Origin of the sequence: Floridaenema aerugineum BLCC-F46 (genome assembly GCF_041929345.1) — a bacterium.
Lineage (GTDB): Bacteria > Cyanobacteriota > Cyanobacteriia > Cyanobacteriales > Aerosakkonemataceae > Floridanema > Floridanema aerugineum.
Window position 1 is genome coordinate 17,291 of record NZ_JBHFNQ010000194.1, and the last position, 19,022, is coordinate 36,312.

The 19,022-nt window shown below is 42.7% G+C and carries 18 protein-coding genes, 1 tRNA gene and 1 pseudogene; 11 read left to right on the plus strand and 9 right to left on the minus strand.

The features are described 5' to 3' along the window. The first annotated feature begins 315 nt into the window (after positions 1 to 315). From rpmA to ACE1CC_RS24735, 3 genes are all read left to right on the plus strand, one after another. Positions 316 to 606, plus strand: a complete 291-nt coding sequence (gene rpmA, locus ACE1CC_RS24725; RefSeq protein WP_413273098.1) for a 50S ribosomal protein L27 — start codon at positions 316 to 318, stop codon at positions 604 to 606. A 377-nt stretch (positions 607 to 983) separates the two neighbouring features. Continuing rightward, positions 984 to 1,967 carry a porphobilinogen synthase gene (hemB, locus tag ACE1CC_RS24730; RefSeq protein WP_413273099.1) on the plus strand — a complete coding sequence of 328 codons (984 nt, stop codon included), beginning with the start codon at positions 984 to 986 and terminating at the stop codon, positions 1,965 to 1,967. 324 nt (positions 1,968 to 2,291) lie between these two features. After that, complete coding sequence (locus tag ACE1CC_RS24735) at positions 2,292 to 2,765, plus strand: GNAT family N-acetyltransferase (RefSeq protein WP_413273100.1); 474 nt, start codon at positions 2,292 to 2,294, stop codon at positions 2,763 to 2,765. Here ACE1CC_RS24735 and ACE1CC_RS24740 read toward each other — a convergent pair. The 4 genes and pseudogenes from ACE1CC_RS24740 to ACE1CC_RS24760 all read right to left on the minus strand — a co-directional run bounded on the left by ACE1CC_RS24740 (position 2,762) and on the right by ACE1CC_RS24760 (position 6,354). Further along, on the minus strand, positions 2,762 to 3,589 hold the full coding sequence (locus ACE1CC_RS24740) for a sensor histidine kinase (RefSeq protein ID WP_413273101.1): 828 nt from the start codon (positions 3,587 to 3,589) through the stop codon (positions 2,762 to 2,764). The genes ACE1CC_RS24735 and ACE1CC_RS24740 overlap by 4 nt on opposite strands. Positions 3,590 to 3,745: 156 nt before the next feature. Continuing rightward, entirely contained in the window at positions 3,746 to 4,327 is a 582-nt protein-coding gene (locus tag ACE1CC_RS24745; RefSeq protein ID WP_413273102.1) for an L-threonylcarbamoyladenylate synthase, read from the minus strand. A gap of 38 nt (positions 4,328 to 4,365) precedes the next feature. Continuing rightward, positions 4,366 to 5,413, minus strand: a pseudogene (locus ACE1CC_RS36930) (N5-glutamine methyltransferase family protein). A gap of 71 nt (positions 5,414 to 5,484) precedes the next feature. Next, positions 5,485 to 6,354, minus strand: a complete 870-nt coding sequence (locus tag ACE1CC_RS24760; protein WP_413273105.1) for a Tic22 family protein — start codon at positions 6,352 to 6,354, stop codon at positions 5,485 to 5,487. 272 nt (positions 6,355 to 6,626) lie between these two features. Between ACE1CC_RS24760 and ACE1CC_RS24765 the strand changes: the two genes are divergently transcribed. Beyond that, complete coding sequence (locus tag ACE1CC_RS24765; protein ID WP_413273106.1) at positions 6,627 to 7,925, plus strand: ABC transporter substrate-binding protein; 1,299 nt, start codon at positions 6,627 to 6,629, stop codon at positions 7,923 to 7,925. 18 nt (positions 7,926 to 7,943) lie between these two features. Here ACE1CC_RS24765 and ACE1CC_RS24770 read toward each other — a convergent pair. Together ACE1CC_RS24770 and ACE1CC_RS24775 are read right to left on the minus strand one after the other, a co-directional pair. Continuing rightward, positions 7,944 to 8,017: transfer RNA gene (locus ACE1CC_RS24770), tRNA-Pro, on the minus strand. Positions 8,018 to 8,178: 161 nt separating this feature from the next. Then, complete coding sequence (locus ACE1CC_RS24775; protein ID WP_413273107.1) at positions 8,179 to 8,706, minus strand: GNAT family N-acetyltransferase; 528 nt, start codon at positions 8,704 to 8,706, stop codon at positions 8,179 to 8,181. 400 nt (positions 8,707 to 9,106) lie between these two features. Between ACE1CC_RS24775 and ACE1CC_RS24780 the strand changes: the two genes are divergently transcribed. The 3 genes from ACE1CC_RS24780 (at position 9,107) to ACE1CC_RS24790 (ending at position 11,385) form a co-directional block, all read left to right on the plus strand. Continuing rightward, on the plus strand, positions 9,107 to 9,826 hold the full coding sequence (locus ACE1CC_RS24780) for a hypothetical protein (RefSeq protein ID WP_413273143.1): 720 nt from the start codon (positions 9,107 to 9,109) through the stop codon (positions 9,824 to 9,826). Positions 9,827 to 10,004: 178 nt separating this feature from the next. Further along, positions 10,005 to 10,907, plus strand: coding sequence for an alpha/beta fold hydrolase (locus tag ACE1CC_RS24785; RefSeq protein ID WP_413273108.1), 903 nt, complete (start codon positions 10,005 to 10,007; stop codon positions 10,905 to 10,907). A gap of 13 nt (positions 10,908 to 10,920) precedes the next feature. Then, positions 10,921 to 11,385, plus strand: coding sequence for a DUF29 domain-containing protein (locus tag ACE1CC_RS24790; RefSeq protein WP_413273109.1), 465 nt, complete (start codon positions 10,921 to 10,923; stop codon positions 11,383 to 11,385). Between the two features lie 19 nt (positions 11,386 to 11,404). Here ACE1CC_RS24790 and ACE1CC_RS24795 read toward each other — a convergent pair whose 3' ends face one another. Together ACE1CC_RS24795 and tsaD are read right to left on the minus strand one after the other, a co-directional pair. Further along, positions 11,405 to 12,034 carry a Uma2 family endonuclease gene (locus tag ACE1CC_RS24795; RefSeq protein ID WP_413273110.1) on the minus strand — a complete coding sequence of 210 codons (630 nt, stop codon included), beginning with the start codon at positions 12,032 to 12,034 and terminating at the stop codon, positions 11,405 to 11,407. 55 nt (positions 12,035 to 12,089) lie between these two features. Further along, complete coding sequence (gene tsaD / locus ACE1CC_RS24800; RefSeq protein ID WP_413273111.1) at positions 12,090 to 13,133, minus strand: tRNA (adenosine(37)-N6)-threonylcarbamoyltransferase complex transferase subunit TsaD; 1,044 nt, start codon at positions 13,131 to 13,133, stop codon at positions 12,090 to 12,092. A 183-nt stretch (positions 13,134 to 13,316) separates the two neighbouring features. Between tsaD and ACE1CC_RS24805 the strand changes: the two genes are divergently transcribed. The 4 genes from ACE1CC_RS24805 to ACE1CC_RS24820 all read left to right on the plus strand — a co-directional run bounded on the left by ACE1CC_RS24805 (position 13,317) and on the right by ACE1CC_RS24820 (position 15,174). After that, positions 13,317 to 13,814 carry a Photosystem I reaction center subunit III gene (locus ACE1CC_RS24805; protein ID WP_413273112.1) on the plus strand — a complete coding sequence of 166 codons (498 nt, stop codon included), beginning with the start codon at positions 13,317 to 13,319 and terminating at the stop codon, positions 13,812 to 13,814. A 38-nt stretch (positions 13,815 to 13,852) separates the two neighbouring features. Continuing rightward, a complete protein-coding gene (gene psaJ / locus ACE1CC_RS24810; protein WP_413266304.1) occupies positions 13,853 to 13,981 on the plus strand; it encodes a photosystem I reaction center subunit IX in 129 nt (42 codons plus the stop codon). A gap of 299 nt (positions 13,982 to 14,280) precedes the next feature. Next, positions 14,281 to 14,415, plus strand: coding sequence for a photosystem I reaction center subunit IX (locus ACE1CC_RS24815; RefSeq protein WP_413266305.1), 135 nt, complete (start codon positions 14,281 to 14,283; stop codon positions 14,413 to 14,415). Positions 14,416 to 14,637: 222 nt separating this feature from the next. Next, on the plus strand, positions 14,638 to 15,174 hold the full coding sequence (locus ACE1CC_RS24820) for a photosystem I reaction center subunit XI (RefSeq protein ID WP_413273113.1): 537 nt from the start codon (positions 14,638 to 14,640) through the stop codon (positions 15,172 to 15,174). A 211-nt stretch (positions 15,175 to 15,385) separates the two neighbouring features. On the opposite strand, the gene ACE1CC_RS24825 is transcribed toward ACE1CC_RS24820, so the two are convergent. Next, positions 15,386 to 18,754: a pre-peptidase C-terminal domain-containing protein gene (locus ACE1CC_RS24825; protein ID WP_413273114.1), complete on the minus strand. Its 3,369-nt coding sequence runs from the start codon at positions 18,752 to 18,754 to the stop codon at positions 15,386 to 15,388. Positions 18,755 to 19,022 lie beyond the last annotated feature (268 nt).

Consider the following 19,022-nt stretch of genomic DNA (forward strand, 5'->3'; position numbering starts at 1 on the left):
GGTTGATCCCCCTAAATCCCCCTTACCAAGGGGGACTTTGAAAGGAGTTCCCCCCTTACCAAGGGGGACTTTGAAAGGAGTTCCCCCCTTACCAAGGGGGACTTTGAAAGGAGTTCCCCCCTTACCAAGGGGGACTTTGAAAGGAGTTCCCCCCTTACCAAGGGGGACTTTAAATCTGGTTCCCTCCTTACCAAGGGCGACTTTAAATCTGGTTCCCCCCTTGTTAAGGGGGGTTAGGGGGGATCAAAGCGATAATCTTGGTAACTAGCAACTTGAGTTAGTAGAAAGTAGAAGTAGATAGATTAGGAAGGAAAAATGGCTCATAAGAAAGGTACTGGTAGTACGCGCAACGGGCGCGACTCTAACGCCCAGCGTTTAGGTGTTAAGCGCTACGGTGGTCAAGTTGTTCGCGCTGGAAATATTTTAGTTCGCCAACGGGGAACTAAGTTCCATCCTGGTAATAATGTCGGTATCGGTGGCGATGATACTTTATTTGCCCTCATCGATGGCATTGTTACTTTTGAAAGAAAGGGTAGAACTCGCAAGAAAATTAGCGTTTATGCTGTTCCTGCTGCTGAAGCAGAAACCGCAGCTGTTACAGCTTAATGCTAATTGAACCCCACCCCCAACCCCCTCCCCGCTTGCGAGGAGGGGGCTTTTTTGAAGTTTTTTCCTGGGGGGATGGTGCGTTACGCTATGGCTAACGCACCCTACTTTGCTTTTTTTTGATATCCGGCTTCTTGAAGAAGTTGGGGATCTATATGGGTACTAAAGAGATTATGATTTCTTATTAGTGTATGTAAGCTAGTGCAGAGTTGTAGAAATAATTATTACCCAGAGGCAGAGCCTCTGTGGTTCGTTACCAGGTTGAACCTGGTAACGAGATTAGAGATTACTGGAGGTTCTACTTTACCTTGGAATCTTCTGCCCTCTGCCTTTCTAAATGAGTAACTCCTCAAGAAAATCAGGTTTAAAAAAAAGTTATGTTTCCAATTCATCGCCCCCGCCGTCTCCGCACTTCTTCTCAGTTACGCCGTATGGTGCGGGAAACTGTTCTGACGACGAATGATTTAATATATCCTCTGTTTGCTGTTCCTGGTCAAGCTATTGCTAAGGAAGTGAAGTCAATGCCAGGAGTTTATCAACTTTCGGTGGATAAGATTGTGGAGGAAGCGAAGGAAGTTTACGATTTGGGGATTCCGGGTATTATTCTGTTTGGGATTCCTGAAGATAAGGATGCTGATGCTACTGGCGCTTGGCATGATTGCGGGATTGTGCAGAAGGCGGCGACTGCTGTTAAGGAAGCGGTTCCTGATTTGGTGGTGATTGCTGATACCTGTCTTTGTGAGTATACGAGTCACGGTCACTGCGGTTATTTGCAGGTTGGCGATTTGTCGGGGCGGGTGTTGAATGACCCGACTTTGGAATTGTTGAAGAAGACTGCGGTTTCTCAGGCTAAGGCGGGGGCGGATATTATTGCGCCTTCGGGTATGATGGATGGTTTTGTGCAGGCGATTCGCGTGGCTTTGGATGAGGCTGGGTATCTGGATACACCGATTTTGTCTTATGCGGCTAAGTATGCTTCGGCTTATTATGGGCCTTTCCGGGATGCTGCTGAGTCTACACCACAATTTGGCGATCGCAGAACCTACCAAATGGACCCCGGTAACGCCCGCGAAGCCCTCAAGGAAATCGCTTTAGATATCGCTGAAGGTGCTGATATGCTCATGGTTAAGCCTGCTTTAGCTTACATGGATGTCATCTGGCGTGTTAAGGAAGCTAGTAATTTGCCTGTTGCGGCTTACAATGTTTCTGGCGAATATTCTATGGTGAAAGCTGCCGCCCTTAACGGTTGGATTGATGAAGAACGGGTGGTAATGGAAACTTTAACTAGCTTTAAACGTGCTGGTTCTGATTTAATATTGACTTACCATGCCAAAGATGCGGCTCGTTGGTTGAATGATTAATTTATTAGTCATTGGTCATTTGTCATTAGTCATAGAGTAGGGGCGAAGCATTCCGGCAATAATTTGTTGGTTGGCGCTAAAGATATGTACCGGAATGCTTCGCCCCTACTACAAATCAAAAACAACAGTTTGTGACCGTGTGGAGTATAACTAGTTGGTAGTTTGTGGTAGGAAATTATCATCACTACTAAAAATAAATAACCAATGACAAATGACAGATGACCAATGACCAATGACTAAAAGAATTTCAGTGTTTTTAGACACCACACAAACCCCGGTTTAATTAGTAAAATAACTCGGTAAGATACTGGGGGTTATTAAGGAATGAAGTGTGGTCAAATTCGGGTTTGCGATCGCCAATCAGATGTAGATATTGTCCAGCTACAAGCATTATTTAAACTCGCTGCTTTTTGGGCGCAAAATCGATCGCTTGAGGATTGGGAAATTGCGATCGCCAACAGCGATCCCGTAATTAGTATTTGGGATGACGATCGCTTAATTGGATTTACTAGAGCTACTTCTGATTGCGTTTTTCGCGCTACAATTTGGGATGTGGTAATTCACCCTGATTATCGAGGTCAAGGTTTAGGACGAAAATTAATCGAAACTTTGCTCGATCATCCCCGCGTTCGGCGCGTGGAAAGAGTTTATTTAATGACTACTTATCAACAGGGATTTTATCTCAAGTTGGGGTTTGAATTTCCTAACCCTAGCACTGCTATGGTACTCTACAATCAACGCCGAATTAATGCTGCTTCCGCAAAAGCGATCGAGCAAATGTTTGAAAAAACTATCTAACTTTCAGCATCAAGTATTTCCTTTTTACACCAAGGAATGGAACACTGAATTTTGGTAAATTTTGCATCAGCCGAAGGAACTGCGATAACTTCTAAATGCCCTTTCATTAATTCCAGGATAGTTTGACTCATCATCAAAGATAATCCGGGTGAAAGGGTAAAATCTTCATTCAAAGGTAAGGGTTCTTTGTCTTCTGCTGAAATGCCTTTTAATAAATCTATAGGTTCACTTAAAGCTTCTGCTGGGCGTTCATCTTCCACCCAAATATTAACATATTCGGTTGCTGGCTCTAAATGTACACAAACTCGTACATTTATCGGTTCTGGATATTTTAGTGGAGTATCTACTAAGTTTAATAATACCTGTCTTAACCAGCGCGGATCTGCTAATACAAAAATTTCTGGTGCGGGTGCTTCAATGGTTAACCGATGATTGCGATTTGCTGCTTGTAAATGAGTTAAATCGTAGACTTGAGAGAGAATTTCTGCTAATTGTAAAGGTTGAATATCTAATCGATTAGTACCATATTCTGTGCGAGAAACATTGAGAATTTCATCGATTAACCCTACTAGTTTTAAAGCTGAAGCATGAGCTTGTTGGACAAATTCTCGTTCTTCTTCGGGACTTTCACACAAATCAGAAATAATTAATTGGTGCAGACCGATTAGACTATTTAAAGGCGAGCGCAATTCATGGGAAATTCTTGCCAAAAAACCTGCTTTAAATTGGCTCATTTCCGCAGCCAGATGATAAGCTGCATTAGTCAGCTTAAGTTGTTCAGAAAGAGCAGAAACACTAGGTTGAGAATCTTGAGGTTTGTTCATCAAAATGAGAATCTAAAAATTAGATATTAAACTGTTTACTTTCGCCAAATTAAATCTATCAAATTTCTAGCTCAGCAAGGCAATAATAATTTACCACTTGCCAAAGGTTAAAGAACTCTGGATCAGCTTTTTTTTACCTTCAGCCTTGGAGCCTTCTTACAGTAGCTTAATTGCTCCTTGTCGGAGAATTTGCCAACCATTATTTGTCCATTTAGCAACTGTGGAAGGAACGCCACCAGCATGATTCTTGAATTCTTCCTCCCATAATAGAGTCAGAACATCAGGAAATTGCGCGTCAATTTCTGCCATAGTTTCTAGTGGTGGCTGACCAGATAAATTAGCGCTAGTAGTGGCTAAAGGGCCAGTTTGCGCTAAAATTTGGCGAGCGATAGTACTATTGGGCACCCTTATACCAATAGTAGTCGGATCGAGAGGATTTACCTCGATCGGTACTTTATCAGATGCAGGTAATACTAAGGTTAACGCACCCGGCCAATATCGATCGCTAACTTCCCGCCAAACTTGAAATTCTGGGATATTTCCGCTACAAAAAGGCCAAAGTTCCTCAGCAGTTGCTGCCATCAAAATTAGTGGTTTATCTTGACTCCTCCCTTTAGCTTCAAAGATTAAACGAGAATTTTTTGGTTTAGCTGCTAATGCTGGTACTGTATCTGTAGGAAAGCTGACTACAGAACCAGATTTTGCTCCCGCTACCAAAGCATCTATTGAAACCTTCATTACTAACTTACTTATTAACTACTTGACTAATATTTCAATTATTCATATTCTGAACGAAAAGCTAATACAAAGCGATCGATCCCTGACAAATCAGCGAAAACTTGGATATTACAGTAGCTTCCTTGATGTTTTAACAATTCTACTACTGCCTCAGTTTGTCCAGCCATAGTTTCGCTCAACCAAATCCCGCCCGGAAGTAAGTATTCTGGCGCTTCTGCTACCAACAACCGGATACAATCTAATCCATCATTACCGCCATCAAGGGCTAAATGTGGTTCATGATTTGCCACTTCTGGTTGTAAAGTTGGCACGATATTACTAGGAATATAAGGCGGATTTGATACCATGCCAGTAAGTTTACCTTTTAATTCTTGTAAAGGTGCAAACCAAGAACCTTGATAAAAGTTAATTCTGGGCAAAAATCCCAAACGTTGAGCATTTTCTTGAGCAATATTTAAAGCCTCAATACTTTGATCCACTGCATGAATTATGGCATGAGGAAAAGCATCTGCCAAACCAATTGCGATCGCACCACTCCCCGTCCCTAAATCTGCCCAATGAGTTGGGGAAGTTCTTAGCTTCGTTTTTTGAGTTTTGAGTTGGGAATGGGGACTGGGTACTGGGGACTGGGAAAGTTTTGAGTTTTGAGTTTTGAGTTTTGAGTTAGGAAGAAAGTTTTGAGTTTTCTCCCCTGCACCCCTGCACCCCTGCACCCCTGTACCCCTGTACTGCCTCTACTGCCAAATCAATTAACAATTCCGTTTCTGGGCGAGGAATAAGAACTGCGGGAGAAACAATTAAAGAGAAATTTCGCCAAGGAGTAATTCCGGTAATATATTGTACTGGCAATCTTTCTTGTAGTCGCTTTTGCCACAATTGGTTTAATTTTGATAGGGGCATAGTTAGGGGGATTTGCGATCGATCTTTAAACAACTCCAACCGCAGAGATAAAGTATTTAACCCTGCCACTTCCTGTAAAATCCAATCCACTTCCATTGGCGAAACATCAGCCAATTTTGCACCATTAATAGCAGCATTTCGCCACTGCCAAAGTTCTAAACCAGAAACAACTTTTTCTTCAGACATTTTTTGATTACTAAATTAAGATCGAGACCCCCGATAACTTCTGCTTTCCTCGGGGATCTGGACAGCCGTAATCACTTACGTTGCTGATTATTAGCCGGAGTATTTGTTGGGCGTGATTGATTATTTTGTTGAGGAGTTCTTGTTGGTGCAGCTTGATTTCCCGACCCCGGAGAATTTTGGTTATTTTGCTGCATTTGGGTTAACAAACTTCGCAATAAATCCCGTGACTCCTTAGATGGAATTAGCTCAATTTTGCTCAACCATTCATCTTTACGATTCTTCCAAGCATCTAACACACCTTCCAAAGGTACAACATCTATTTGCAAAGAAGATGCCAAATCTGGTTGTTGTTTTTTAATTCGCTCTGCTTCCGCTTGTACTTCTTCTTTACTGAAAAAGAAAGGAATAATTTGTTGTTCTCCGCGTTGAGCAGCCAAATAATTTTTATTAGGCCCTGCGCTCAGGACAAACAAAGGTACACCATTAAATTCATTCACATTTTGCCCACTTTGGCGCAACACTGTCAACGCCGAATCCACCTGTTGTTGAGTAGGTACATAAGCAAAATTCAGCGCCTCTGGCTTATTTTTATTAGCTTCCTCTAGCTGATAAACTTCTGCTAAAGACCTGGGTACAACCTGCATATTATTTGCCAGTTGGGGATTTTCCGTTTTCATTTTTTCTAAAAAAGCCTGAGCATCCTTCTGACTAAGGAAAATTCCGGCAACTTTTGCTGTTCTATTTTGCTGCTGATTGCGAACTTCTCGAATTAGAGTCTGACCACTTTCGTTATTAATGGTAAAAACTAATACAGGTGCTAACTTTTGCAAAATTTGTTCTTGAGTCAGAGCCAATACCTCTAAAGTACCAATAAGCAGAGAACTTAACAGGGTACCGCCAACAATAGCCAGAGATGCGCCTTTGCGAAAAATTGATTTCATATACTCTCCTAAAAGAATCTCAGCCGGAAAAATTACACATTCAGACACTTAACTAGGTATCCTATCTCATAGTTTTCTTGGCGCAATCTGCGACCAGTTTATTGAGCGCACAATATTAATTAATTAGCCCTATCTTAAGAGAAGATTTGAAGATATTACAGCATTTCATTGTTTGAATTGTACTGATTATGACTAGGGGGTGAAGAAAAGAGTTCCATTGAGAGAATCAAGTTGACTACATTGTTAGTATTGCAGGAATAGAGAAAAATTATATGAATCACCCAAATAGAACTCAACTACAGTTTACCAAAGTGGCAAAGTTGCTCTTTTGTGTCGGAGCGATCGCACTACTCTCACTCGCCGCTGCTTGTCAAAATAACACATCTTCGGGTTCTGGACTCAAAATTGGCACTCTCCTCTCCGTTACTGGGGATTTATCTCAATTTGGCGCTTCCATGCAGGACAGTGCTAGCCTACTGGTCAAAACAGTGAATGAATGTGGTGGCGTTTTAGGTCAACCAGTACAATTAATTGCGGAAAATGACCAAACTAGCCCCCCTGCTGGTGCCGCTGCCATGACTAAGTTAGCAGAAGTGAATCGAGTTGGGGGAGTAGTTGGCGCTACCGGAAGTTCTGTTTCTAGTGCTGCTGTGGATATTGCGGTGCGGAATGGAGTAGTACAAATTTCCCCTTCGAGCACTAGTCCAATTTTTACCCAAAGAGCCAAAAAAGGTGATTTTCAGGGTTTTTGGTTCCGTACTGCGCCACCGGATAATTTCCAAGGTGAAGCTTTAGCCAAATTAGCACGCGCCAGGGGTTTTAAAACAGTCTCGGTGTTAGCGATTAATAATGACTATGGCAGAGGATTAGTAAATTCCTTTACTTCCGCTTTTACGCCTTTGGGTGGCAAGGTTTTAAATCAGGCAAAACCTACTTACTATCCCCCTGACGCTTCTAGTTTTGAATCAGAGGTGGCAGCGGCTTTTCGGGGAAATCCCGACGCGGTTTTATTAGTTGCTTACCCGGAAACTGGGAGTTTAATCCTGAAAGCAGCCTATCAGCAGGGTTTATTAGGGAAGAAAACCCAAGTCATGCTGACAGATGGGATGAAAGATTTAAAGATTGCCGAGTTGGTGGGGAGAAATGCTCAAGGAGGATATATTACTACGGGGATGATTGGGACTTCAGCTAGTGCTGGAGGTGCGGCTTTAAAACAGTTTAGCGATCGCTACAAAACCGCGCACCACAATCGTCAACCCACCGTCTATGCGCCGAACACTTGGGATGCAGCCGCAGTGATAGTCTTAGCCGCAGAAGCCGCCAAATCCTCTTCCGGTGCTGCCATTAAAGACAAAATCCGGGAAATAGCTAATCCTCCCGGACAAAATGTTTCTGATGTTTGCCAAGCACTTTCCCTGATTCGCCAAGGTCAACAGATTAACTATCAAGGCGCTAGTGGAAATTTAGACTTTGATTCCCAAGGGGATGTGACAGGGAATTATGATGTTTGGACGATCGACAAAAACGGACAGCTGAAAGTTGTTAGTACAATCAGTGTCCGAGGTTCCTAAGTGGAGTTACTTAAAGAATCGGGATGAGAGGATTTGAACCTCCGGCATCCTGCTCCCAAAGCAGGCGCGCTACCAAGCTGCGCTACATCCCGGTTGGCAACTTTCTTAGTATACCATTTTCTTGGAAATTTGCTACAGCTTATTTTGGCAAAAGTTTTGGGCATGACGATCGCTCTTCTGCCAGGTGGAGCAGATTCAAGCGAGAATAGTATTAAGCGCTGACTTATTATCGCCTTTCGGTTCGGTCGGTAAATTAATTGGGATACCAAAACATCCCTTTAATGCCTTCCGGGTCAGAAATAAAACCTAAGCCATGATAGAAATCGAGCACATGAGGATCGGCAAATAAAGTAATGTTGCTAATATCCTCACTGCGGAGTTTTTTAATCATGTACTTCATCAGTGCCTTGCCGAGACCTTTGCCTTGGAAATCAGGGTGAACCACTACATCCCAGATAGTGGCATTAAAGGCATGGTCAGATGTAGCTCTAGCAAAACCAATCAGGCGCTTGCGGTTGCCTTTGACTTCCCACATGGAACCCACAAGGAAACTGTGTTGAAGAGCCTTTTTGACCTTTCGCAGGGGACGGCGTGACCATCCCACTGCGTCGCAGAGTTCTTCTAGTTCGTACAAATCAATGTCCCGATCGGTAGAAAAAAATATGCGACCATTACGGTTAGGCGAATCTCCTGAACCTGCGATCGGATATTCTTCTACTTGCTTGCCCCCAGTTGAAGAGGCATTGTCAAAATCGCTAAACCAGCTTTTCCAAAAACCCATGCAGCCGTGGTTATCGTAGTAAAAGGAAGTTGGGTAGGTGTACTAGTGCAAGAAGGCTCCAAGGCTCCAAGGCTCCAAGGCTCCTTGTTCCCTTGTTCCCTTGTTCCCTTGTCTCCTTGTCTCCTTGTCCCCCCTGCTCCCTGCCACCCTGCACTAGTTAGTATATCTTTACGTATCCCCCTAATGCTTGACCTAATTGCGGTATTTAGTCGGTGAGTAGGGAAATTTCCCACTTCTCAATTTATCTGCAATTTTGACCAACTTAGGTGGTAAATAGTCTATCCTCTTTGCCAGAGGTAGTGGATTAAACCATTGCCGGGAAATCCCATCACCTTGAAGCATAAGAACTTTTGAAAATTAGCCAGACTTTGAATCTGGTTTGTTATTTTAATTGCCCATGATGGCCCAGGGTTTAAAATCGTCCACTCTAGAACTTCTAAAACGGTTCAATCGATCGTTCCCGCAATTTTACGAACAGTTTGTCAGTAGCGAGAGTCAATTGCAAAACTTAAGGTTAGCTTATCGACTCTTCAAAACCAAGCGGGCGGTGATTGAAATGAAACCGGAAGGCAATAAAAGCGCCCTTTACTTTGCCTACCGAAATCAGTCATTTCTGTTAAGCGACATTTTTGGCGTACTAGCTGCTTATGGCTTAACTATCCATAGTCTGAGCCTGTACGGTCAAATTCGCCCCCCGATGCTGGTGTTTATTAAGTTAGTCGTTTCTCGTGGTAGCAAGGCTTTGACAGACAAAACCTCTGAAAATGTCTGTCGTGCGATTCGGGAAGCCCTAGCCGGACGCTTTGAGGTGGAGGAAATGCTGGCGGTAGAATTCAATCTCGATGCTGGCTTAGAACAGGTGGAAACTGATTTCCACGTTGACCAAGTTTTTCATTTACCAGCGCTGTTAATTGAAGCAGATAACCAGCCGGGATTGTTTTACAAGGTAATGTATGCTATTTGGCAAGAAGATCTGTTAGTGATTAGCGCTAATTTGCTGGTATGGCGGGGACGTACTCGCTTAATACTTTACCTTTTAGGCCCTAATGAAAGCTTGATTCCAGAATATCTGGGACAAAAAATCGCTGAAAGCGTCAAGCTAAGATTGATGGGTCGATGATTGTCTAAGGGAACAGGGAACAGGGAACAGGGAACAGGGAACAGGGAACAAATATTTCTGTTATCTTGTCCGTCACATTCCCCCAGCGGCTAAGCTGATGTGGTGGAAGTTATCCAAATGCTTGCTATGAGTTGTGTAAGGGGAGTCAAGAGAGCTCCCATTGAGATAGGATCTATGTATGGCAAGCATCGACATCCTGGGTACAGCACACGCTTATGAGTTGACGGCTCCTACTGCTAGGAGTGATGTTTTGGTTTTCGTTCACGGTTGGCTGTTGAGTCGTCGCTATTGGCAACCTCTAATTGAGCAGTTGGCACCAAGTTATCAGTGCCTCTGTTATGATTTGCGGGGGTTTGGTGATTCCCTAATTGGTGAGCAAAATCAGAATCGGGTAGATTGTCTGGATAAGTCTTTGGTTGAAACGGTAACTGCTAAGGCTGCTCTTTATACTCCAGCTGTCTATGCTAATGAGTTGGGTCTTTTACTTCATGAGTTAAATATTTCTAGTGCTTGGTTGGTTGGGCATTCTTTGGGTGGTACGATCGCTCTCTGGGCAGCAGAACAATTTCCTGAGTCCGTCAAGGGAGTAATTTGTATTAACGCTGGCGGTGGTATTTATCTTAAGGAAGCTTTTGAACGATTTCGCGCCGTAGGTCAACAGTTAGTCAAGTATCGTCCGCGAATTCTCCGTTATTTACCAGGGATTGATATTATATTTGCTCGTGATAGTGTAGCGCATCGAGTCGATCGTTCTTGGGGTCGTCAAAGAGTAATCGATTTTGTCATGGCGCACCCAGAAGCAGCTTTAGGAACTTTACTTGATTCCACAACGGAAGCAGAAGTTAATACTCTGCCCAAAATAGTTTCCCAACTTAAGCAACCTGTTTATTTTATCGCTGGTGCCAATGACAAGGTAATGGAACCAAAATATGTGCGCCATTTAGCTAGTTTTCATCCCCTATTTGAATGCTGTGGCAATAATGTAATTGAAATTCCTAATTGCGGACATTTGGCAATGTTAGAACAGCCGAATGTGGTGGCGAAAGAAATTAGTAGTATTCTGACTCGGTATGAAAGCTAATAAGGAAAGCAGAATGAGTGTCATTGATTTAAAAGCTCTTTATGAAACTGACGAATTTGCCTGGTTACAGCTAACTATTCAATTACTAAAAAATCGCCAATTAAACTTTCTTGATTTAGAACATTTAATTGAGGAATTAGAAGAATTGAGTAGAAGAGATAAGAGCGAAGTATCGAGCTTTTTAAAACAGATTATTATACATTTATTATTACTTGAATATTGGACAAATGAAAGAGAACTTAATGCTAATCACTGGAGAAGTGAAATTTACGGCTTCCGGGATCGGTTAGACGAAATTCTCACAACAACTTTGCGAAACTATCTAGAAGAAAATCTAGATTCTATTTACAAACGATCGCTTGGTCGCGTGCAACAAAAAACCGGGAATACTGTTAAATTCCCTCTTGAGTGTCCCTATTCTTTTGAACAGTTACTCGACTTAAATTGGTTCCCCGATCGATCGGAGGATAGTGATTAAGAGCGGTGATGTTAGCAGATTAACGAGGCAAAATATCATCAAGCCTAAGTTTTAAGTTCTTCAACAAAGGAGAAACGATACGGCTAACGCCACGCTGCGCGAACGCTTCACCAAGGCGAAATTGTTGTTGAATGTAATCTTCTTCAATTAATTGGCAAACAGTAACAGTTGGTTGTTTTGGTTTACCAATAAAAGCTACACCTCCTAAACCTAAATAATCAACAATCCAATACTCAGGAATTCCAAAAAGCGCATATTCTTCAACTTTTCGAGCGTAATCTGTTTCCCAGTTGGTGCTAACGACTTCTACTACCATTTTGATCGATCGCCCCAAAGTAATCACAGGTTCTCTCTGCCATAAAGGTTCATTACTAAGGACAGTTTCATCTAATACAACAATATCAGGACGACGGGCAGTAGCGACATCTGCAAAAGGACGAATTAAACAAGTTCGAGGAATAAACCAAGGAAGTTTTTCTGCTGTAATAGCAATCCCAATTTGAGTTGCTAGTTTACCACTAACGGTTTCGTGAAATCCTGTTGGTTCCATATCAACTAACTCTCCGTCAGCAAGTTCGTAGCGAGGGTTATTACCATATTGAGCAAGAAATGTTTCAAAGCTTAAAAGCTTTTGCGTGGTGTAAGTCATTGTTGATTGTTGATGATGTTGCCCAGATACCCGACTTCTTGAAGAAGTCGGGTATCTAGCTGTAAAGCTGCATTACTTGAGAGAGGGGAAGGCGCGATCGCACTCCCAAACTCAAACTCGAACCATGACCCCGATTCAAATGATCCGCCGCCGCACAACCGATCATCGCTGCATTGTCAGTACAAAATTTCATTGGGGGAAACATTACCTGTAAATTATGCAAAGCTGCTGCTTCCTGTAAATGTTTCCTCAGTCCACTATTCGCCGCTACTCCTCCGCCTACAGCAATGGTGTTTAGTCCGTAGTCTTGGGCACAGGCGATCGCTCTTTTGGTCAAAGCTTTAGCGACTGTATCCTGAAAACTAGCTGCAATGTCATTTACTGGCAGCGGATTTTGCCCTTCTTGCTCTAATCTTTGGGTTAATCGCAATACAGCAGTCTTTAAACCACTAAAACTAGAATCGTAAGGGTGAAAACCGCCATTGGGTAAAGAAATCTTGCCCTCTGGCAAAGGGAAAGCGTTGGGATTACCTTCTTTTGCCAATTTGTCAATTACTGGCCCACCAGGATAACCTAATGCCAACAATCGCGCCACTTTATCAAACGCTTCCCCCGCTGCATCGTCGCGAGTTTCGCCTAAAGTTTCGTAAACTCCACAATCCTTAACATAAATTAAACTTGTGTGACCCCCGGAAACCAGCAAACAAAGAAAAGGTGGTTGTAAATCCGGGGAACTCAGGTAAGAGGCGTAAATATGCCCTTCGAGGTGATGTACGCCTAAAAATGGCTTCTGATGCAGAATAGCGAGTGTTTTAGCTGCACTTAACCCCACTAACAAAGCGCCGACTAATCCTGGGGCGCAGGTGGCAGCAATGCCGTCAATCTCTGACCAGTTTACACCTGCTTGTTGAAATGCTTGGACAATGCCTTCATTAATCGTTTCTACGTGCTGACGGGAAGCGACTTCTGGGACAACGCCGCCGTATTGTTGGTGGATGGGGATTTGAGAGGCAATGATACTGCTGTAAACTTGACGATCGCTGACGATCGCCACCGCTGTTTCATCACAACTGGTTTCTATTGCTAAAATTGTCGCCATTGCTCACTCTGGGGAAAATGTTGAGAACTAGTTTGAGAAACTTTAACTTTTGTTCACTTCAACTTTACTAAAATTACCAAGCAAGAGTATTATTTCTTCCTAGTTCAGCGTTTTCGACTGTACAAATTATCTCAGCTTTTTGTACAACAAACTTATTGTTTTGTAACAAAAGGAAACAATCCGATGCGACGCTTGTTCGCTTTAATTCTCCTAATCAGCCTTTGGTTCAGCTTTGCTCCCGCTGCTTCGGCTGCGGAATCCTCTGTTCTCGTACCCTGCAAGGATTCTCCAGCATTCCAACAACGCTATCAAGATGTTCGTCCCACAACTGCTGATCCCGAATCAGGGAAAAAGCGTCTCGATCGCTATTCTGAAGCACTCTGCGGCCCAGAAGGATTACCCCACTTGATTGTAGATGGCAGTTTAGGCCATGCTGGTGATTTCTTAATCCCCAGCGTTCTGTTTCTCTACATTACTGGTTGGATTGGCTGGGTAGGTCGTGCCTATCTCCAGGCTATTAAGAAAGAAAAATCTCCCGAAGAAAAAGAGATCATCATCGATGTACCTCTGGCTGTTTCCAAAATGCTTACAGGCCCATTATGGCCTTTGTTGGCATTAAAAGAATTGACTACTGGTGAATTAGTAGCTGACGACAGCAAAATTCCTGTTTCACCTCGCTAGTTTAGTTTTTGGTTCTGAAAATCTTGGAGGATTTTTCCATGCAATATTTCCTGAAGTATCTTTCCACCGCTCCTGTGATCACGACAATTTGGTTGTTTATCACTGCGGGAATTTTGATTGAATTTAACCGCTTTTTCCCTGACTTACTATTCCATCCCATGCCATAGAATATATCTTTCGGCATAGTTTATGGATGGTTTGGTTATACCTCAAGGAGTATGCTAGTTCCAGCTTTTGACAGTAGCATTAAGTAGAACTGGCAACACGCTCCGACAATTTTATCTGATGTTTAAAACTCGCGATCGTTTACAAGCGTTGGTGTAGCGTTAAGTAAACAATCGCGAGTTTATTGTTTCTAACCTGGGAATGATTTTTAAATATTTAAATTTTGTAACTTGGTAATGAGAAGCTGCACTGATTGGTCTTCCGTGTAGAGCTTTCCTTGTCAATTAAAGAGGAGTTTTAAATGCAGTTAAACTATTTCGTCAAATATCTTTCTCTGGCACCTGTTCTGTTGTTTGTTTTGCTATCAGTACAGGCAGTAATTTTGATTGTGTTTAACTACTATTTCCCAGACTTATTGTTTCATCCAATGCCATAAAAGAGCTTGTTCAATTCAGTTTGGCAATGCCCAAATCCCCGACTTGTCGAACAAGTCGGGGATTTAGAGATCTGTTGGTTAAGCGTATTTTGTATTTTTCAATTACTAATGTTTATGACTTTTGAGGGAGTTTTCATTAGCAGAGTTTTATAAAGTTAAGTAAAGAGATTTTGGTTTTGCTGAAAGCATGATCTTTGTAGTTTATCGGCTGAGAATAGAAATATGCAAACGGTAATTCGATCGATCAATCAATCAAACAACAATCCCAGAGATCCCAGAAATCGCGAAGTTGTTCATCCTGCTTTTGATAATCCCCAAATCGGTAATTTAGAAACCCCAATTAATGCTTCTGGTTTTACTAAAGCATTCATTAACAATTTGCCAGCTTACCGTCAAGGTTTGTCGCCAATTCGCCGGGGTTTAGAAGTAGGAATGGCGCACGGTTATTGGCTAATCGGCCCTTTTGCAAAATTAGGGCCATTACGTGATTCAGACATTCCTAATTTAGCAGGATTAATTTCAACTATTGGGTTGTTGGCAATTTCGACGATCGCCATTTCCCTCTACGCTGGTAGTAATCCCCCTAATCCCACTGTAACCGTCACCACGCCCAGACCACCAGAAGTATTCAATACCTCAGAAGGTTGGAACGAATATGGTAGTGGTTTTCTGATTGGTGGAATTGGCGGCGCGTTGCTTGCTTATGCACTGCTAGCTTTGGACATTCCCCATTTTATTAGCACTTATCTATTCCAATAAATTAGCGAATAGCTAATTTATTCTCGTTAGTAGTAGCGACTTTAGTCGGGTAAACGACTGAAGTCGCTACTACTAACTTAATTAAAGCGATCGCACTCACAGTTTATTTTTTGGTTAAGAAAGTGCGATCGCTCAATCAAATTTATAGCCATTGGCTACAAGGTGAAGAAATGTCCAGACGCAAATGCTTCACCTATTTGACTTATCAGCTTTAAGCAGTGATGTTGACATTGTCGTAGTAACTGAGGAATTCATTGAAAGATAAGTCAATAAATCCATCATCAACAGCATCCCTAGACTGATAGCCATCGACACCCCAGGGATTACGCACCACAATCCGCTGCTCACCCGTCGAAGAAACATAAGCATTGGTAACGGAATAAGCATGAGTTGGCACAATCAGATTATCCGATATCTTGTTCACACCTGAAAAAGTGCCCGCTTCTACAAATCGACCGCTGTTGAGGGCAGATTGTATTTGCTCGAAAGTAACCAAATTAGGAGTATTCGCCAGAGGATTCCCATTGTAGTATTGATCTACAGCACGTCCGGTGAGGCGTGTTAGGGTCAAAGCAGGTGCTGCTCCATTACCAATCTCATCATAGCCATTTGCCACCTGGCGATATCCTTGCGCCCACTGTGCGTAAGCACGTTCGAGAAGAACTACCCAAATCGGAGTATTATTAGGATTGCTCGGATCGGTATTTCCACCCAATCTAGCACCAAACAAATTTCCATTTCTCGTTACCACATTACGATTCACAGTGACATACTGGGGAATGGGATTTGAATTGTAGCGTGAAACACTATTGCCCAGATATTGAGTATTGGTGTCGGCGTAGAAACGCATGGTGTAGGTGTTATCTCCATTGTCAATAATTACATTTTGGAGAACGGAGCTAGCTTTGTTATCATCCTTACCGGATACTGTCCCAAAGGCTGACCCTACAGCAGCCAAAAATGCACAATTACCAAAACTTCCTTGGTAAATATCGCCTATTCTTCCTTGTCCGGTACTACCAAATAGTGGCCCTTGTAGTGCTGTGTACTCTAGTTCGTAAGTAGTTCTTTTCGTTTGACCAGTGTCTTCTCTACTTTCTTCATTAAATACAGCAGGCGGTGGATCTGTACCTAAGAACCAACGACCAACAATAGTGGAAAACTGACTGGCATTCAAGTTAACAGTTGTATCCTTCGCCACTTGGTTGGTCAGATATCGTACTGGGTCTGACATATTCAACAATGTGCTGTTCTGAGCCAAAGTTTTGAAGTCAGCCAACTCTGTAGAAGTAATAACGGTATCACCGTTTTGGGATTGGTCGAAGATAGCCAACATATCGCTGCGATCGATATTGTTATCACCCGCTAAGGTAAGGGCGAGAGCTTTCAGTTGGGCATCCTGGAGGTTAGCATTTAAAAATTCACTGATCGAGGAAGGAAGCGGAGGCGGAGTAATATCGCCACTAGTACTCAGAGTATAGCTGCCAGTAGCACCCGCAGCATAACTGCTAGCCCGAATTATATATTCAATACCTGACTGGGCGGTGAAGGAGAGCGCCGAGTTAGTATTACCAGCATTGATATCTACATCATCGTTTTCAACAATTACTTCTCCGGTGACAGCATTCACCAATTGTAAGTAGCTATCCAACTCGGATGAGTTGAGGTTGACTTGTACCTGCTGTCCCGCAGTCACACCAGTCAATTGATAATCATCGCTGAAGCTACCCAAATTGGTGGACTGAATCAAGTCAGTGCTGCTTAAATCACCGTTTACTGTTTGACCAACTGCAATAGACCCGACAATCGGACTAGTAGTGGAAGTAGTCAGAGTGTAATTGCCAATTCCCAAGTTTTGTTGGTCATAACTAGTCACCCGAATGATGTAATTGACTCCCGACTGCACGTTGAAAGTCAGTCCAGAGTTGGTGTTGCCATCCTGAATATCATCGTTTTCGGCAATCAACTGACCTGTAACAGCATCTACTACTTGCAGATAAGTATCGAAATTAGTCGAGTCAAGGTTGACTGTCACTTGTTGATTAGCAGATGCCCCTACTAATTTATAATCGTCCGCGAAGCTGCCGAAGCGCAGGGGATTTCTCTGATCGGAGGTGGATAAACTACCCTGAAGCGTTTGATTGGGAATAATCGGAGCAAATACTTCTTCACCCACCGAGCTAGCAAAGTTCTTGGTTAAGTTCAGATTGTAATTGGTATCCCCACTGACCGGAGAAACTCGCACGTAGTAGTTACCAGCTGCCAAACTTGAGGCATTAAGATTTGCTGAAGTAGCTCCACCAGCAGTGGATGTCTGCAATACTTCACCGTCATCCACTACTCCATTGCCGTTCTTATCTTGAATCAGTTCCAGTTTGGCATCTGCGCTGAGACGGTTAAGTGACAAACTGATGCTGCTAGTTGTGTCAAGGTTAAAGCGGTAAAAATCATCGGTGTCAGCAGTGCCTACGAAATCACTGGCAACAGAGCCGATCGCGTCTAGGTCACGGGCCTCGCTTAAGGTGTTCCCGGCGCGGTCTGATGCGGTGCTAAAAGGTGTTGCCGATAGTCTTAAGTTGTAGTTTGTATTGCCCTCAAACTGTTGAACTACAACAGAATATTGACCAGGCGATAAGAAGGAGCTAATTGCTTCTGAATTAGTACCACTTAATTCCGAGCTAGCAATAATTTCATCATATTCAATCTGACCATTTCCATTGGTATCTTGAGCCAGATACACATCTGCATCTGCACTCAAGCCATCGAGTGTTAAGCTAAAGTCGTTGTTTGTGTCAAGGCTAAAGCTGTAAATATCTATGGGATTAGTATTGTTTACCGACTCGGATATGTTTTTGGTGCCACTTAAAAGACCCAAGTCACGAGCCGAGCCAAAGTCGAAGCCGGGAGGTTGAGCAGTACTAAGTCGTCCTTCATTTGTGCCAAATTGCAGGTAATGTTTAATCGGACTTAAGCCAAAAGGTCTAACAGCTGCTGCTATATCTGGGTTTTGCTGTAAATAATATGGAGTATTGAAATCAGGGCCAAAGTTACGTCCTTCATATTGCCCATAATCGACGAAGTGTTCTATGGCAGTGAGTGGATCTGCTGTATTCGCAGTTGCTTGTACTGCTTGGGCTACATCTTGATTTTCCGCTAGATAATCTTGGGTATAAAATTCACTGAATGGATCGCGCTTTTCAAATTGACCGTACTTGACGAAATGTTCTATTGGTGTTAAAGCACCATTAGCAACGGCAGTATCGACATCTGAGTAAAATCCTAAATAGAAGCTTGGATTGAAGAAAACACTTGGTTGACGACCTTCAGCCTGACCATTATTAATGAAGTGTTGTAATCCATTCCTAAAAACACCAGCCTGAACTGCTTGGGCTACGTCTGGATTTTGGGACAGATAATAGTCTTCGGCAAAAAATCCACTGGGACTGCGCCGTTCAAACTGACCAAATCTTTGGTAGTGGTCAAGTCCGCTGGTAAAAATACCTTGGCCAATAGCGATCGCTACATCCCGGTTTTGCAGCAAATAATATTGTTCATCAAACAAGTTGTTGAATTCTAGCATAATTTTCAGTTGGTTGGAAGTAAATAGACGCACTAAACTGTTCGTTGCAATCAGCAACGTCCAGCAGAAAAGACTGATTTAGTGAGAAAAAATTGATTGAGAGACAATAATTACATCAAAACTTTTTTCCGTGCTATTGCCTACTGGGAAAAGTCACAATAAAGTCAGAAACTTTCTTAAAAAATAATTACTAAGTCAGAAAGTCAGAAAAAAGACATATTATACTTTGATAAGAATTCCAAATATGCTTCAAATTTTGAGGATTGAC